Source organism: Labrys sp. LIt4 (assembly GCF_017813775.1).
Lineage (GTDB): Bacteria > Pseudomonadota > Alphaproteobacteria > Rhizobiales > Labraceae > Labrys > Labrys okinawensis_A.
This window is the reverse complement of the sequence record NZ_JAGIPY010000040.1, coordinates 1-2,412: the sequence shown is the minus strand read 5'-3', so window position 1 is coordinate 2,412 and position 2,412 is coordinate 1. Positions and strand designations below refer to the sequence as shown.

3 protein-coding genes are annotated in these 2,412 nt (G+C 66.7%); all 3 read left to right on the top strand.

Annotated features, from left to right (window positions below):
* The first annotated feature begins 2 nt into the window (after positions 1–2).
* Positions 3–563 carry a dTDP-4-dehydrorhamnose 3,5-epimerase gene (gene rfbC, locus J8I29_RS29580; protein ID WP_209434411.1) on the top strand — a complete coding sequence of 187 codons (561 nt, stop codon included), beginning with the start codon at positions 3–5 and terminating at the stop codon, positions 561–563.
* Positions 560–1,615 (top strand): dTDP-glucose 4,6-dehydratase, encoded by a 1,056-nt coding sequence (gene rfbB, locus J8I29_RS29575; protein ID WP_209434410.1) that lies wholly within the window; start codon positions 560–562, stop codon positions 1,613–1,615. The genes rfbC and rfbB overlap by 4 nt, the downstream gene beginning before the upstream one ends.
* Positions 1,616–1,648: 33 nt before the next feature.
* Positions 1,649–2,412 (top strand): dTDP-4-dehydrorhamnose reductase (gene rfbD, locus J8I29_RS29570; RefSeq protein WP_209434409.1); only part of this gene is annotated, 764 nt, incomplete at its 3' end.

Genomic DNA, 2,412 nt, shown 5'->3' with positions numbered 1-2,412 from the left:
CCATTCCCGAGGTTGTCCGGGTTCGTCCGCGGCGTTTCGGCGATGCTCGTGGTTACTTTTCGGAAGTGTTCAACGCGCGCGTGTTTCGCCAGCAGGTGGCGGATGTCGGGTTCGTCCAGGACAACGAGGCCTTGTCCGGTGCTGTGGGCACGTTGCGGGGCCTGCATTTCCAGCGTTCGCCGATGGCGCAGGGCAAGCTGATCCGCGTCATCCGCGGCGCGATCTTCGATGTGGCCGTCGATATCCGCAAGGGATCGCCGAGCTATGGCCGGCATGTTTCGGCGCGCCTGGATGGGATCGATGGCGATCAGTTGTGGGTGCCGGTCGGCTTTGCCCATGGCTATTGCACCTTGGAGCCGGATACGCTGGTCGCCTACAAGGTGACCAACTACTACAGCCCCGCCGACGATGGCGGCATCCTGTGGAGCGATCCGGCCATCGGCATCGAATGGCCGGTGCCGGCGCAGGGGCCCGTGCTGTCGGCCAAGGACCTGGCCTTGCCGCTCCTGGAAGACTTGCCGGCTCACTTTTCCTATAACTCCGAACGGGAAGACATCGCATGAAGCGTGTTCTGGTCACTGGCGGCGCAGGCTTCATCGGTTCGGCTGTGGTGCGGCTGCTGGTCGGCGAGGGCGATGTCGAGGTGCTCAACTTCGACAAGCTCACTTATGCCGGCAATCCGCATTCCCTGCGCTCGATCGCCGGTTCGCGTAACTATCGTTTCATCCGCGGCGACATCACCGACAGGCTGAAGCTGAACGCGGTCATCAATTCCTTCCGCCCGACGGCGATCATGCATCTGGCGGCGGAGAGCCATGTCGACCGCTCGATCGCCGGCGCCGACGATTTCATCCAGACCAATATCGTGGGGACCTACACCCTGCTGGAAGCGGCGCGCAGCTATTGGCGCACGCTTTCGGGCCGCGAGCGCGACGCGTTCCGCTTCCTGCACGTCTCCACCGACGAGGTCTATGGCTCGCTCGGCAGCGAGGGCCTGTTCACCGAGACCACGCGCTATGATCCCAGTTCGCCCTATTCGGCGAGCAAGGCGGCCTCCGACCATCTCGCCCGGGCCTGGATGCGCACCTATGGCCTGCCGGTGCTGATCTCCAACTGCTCGAACAATTACGGCCCATACCATTTTCCCGAAAAGCTCATCCCGCTCGTCATCCTCAACGCGCTGGAGGGGCGCAGCTTGCCGGTCTATGGCGATGGCAGCAATGTGCGCGACTGGCTGTTCGTGGAGGACCACGCCCGCGCCCTGTGGACGATCGTCCGCACAGGGGCGCCGGGCGAGACCTACAATGTCGGCGGACGCAGCGAGCGCAGCAACCTGGCCGTCGTCGAGACCATCTGCGACGTCCTGGACGGCCTTGTCGGCGGCTCGCGGCCGCGGCGGGAACTGATCGCCTTCGTGCCGGACCGCCCGGGCCACGACCAGCGTTATGCGATCGATGCGAGCAAGCTGGAAAGCGATCTGGGCTGGACGGCGGCCGAGACCTTCGAGAGCGGCATCCGGCGTACGGTGCAGTGGTATCTCGACAATGATTGGTGGTGGCGCCCGATCCGCTCGGGGGTCTATGCCGGCGAACGGCTGGGGCTGGTCAGTGCCTGAGCCTTCCGGCGGCCGGGAACCAGGAGGTCTGTCGTGCGTGTTGTGGTGACGGGCAGGGAAGGGCAATTGGCTCATGCCCTGCGGGCCGTTGGCGCGTCCTGTGGCGTGGATGTCGTCTGTCTCGGCCGTCCCGAGCTCGACCTGGCCGAGGCAGCGCGGGTTTGGGCGGCGCTCCTGGCATCGGGGGCGGACGTGATCGTCAACGCCGCCGCCTATACGGCGGTCGACCGGGCCGAGAGCGAGCCGGAGAAGGCCCATGCGGTCAATGCCGCCGGTGCGGGGCTGGTCGGGGAGGCCGCATGGCGGCTGGGCGTGCCCATCGTGCATGTCTCGACCGACTATGTCTTCGACGGCACCGCGCGGCGTCCCTATCGCGAGGAGGACCGGGTCTGTCCGCTCGGCGTCTATGGTGCGTCCAAGCATGAAGGGGAGCTGCGGGTTGCCGCGGCCAATCCGCGCCATGTGATCTGCCGGACCTCCTGGGTCTGTTCGCCCTATGGCCAGAATTTCGTGAAGACCATGCTGCGGCTCGCCGGCGAGCGCGAGGAGGTGGGCGTGGTCGCCGACCAGGTCGGCTGCCCGACCTACGCGCTCGATCTGGCGCGAGCCCTGCTGGAGATCGCCCGGAAGGTCGTCGGGGAGGACGCCGCGCACTCCCCCCTGTTCGGCGTGTTTCATGTGGCCGGCAGCGGCGAGGCGAACTGGGCCTGCCTTGCCGAGGCGGTGTTTGCGGCATCGGCCCCGGCAGGCGGCCCCTCGGCCCGCGTCAGGCGGATCGCCACCAGGGACTATCCCAC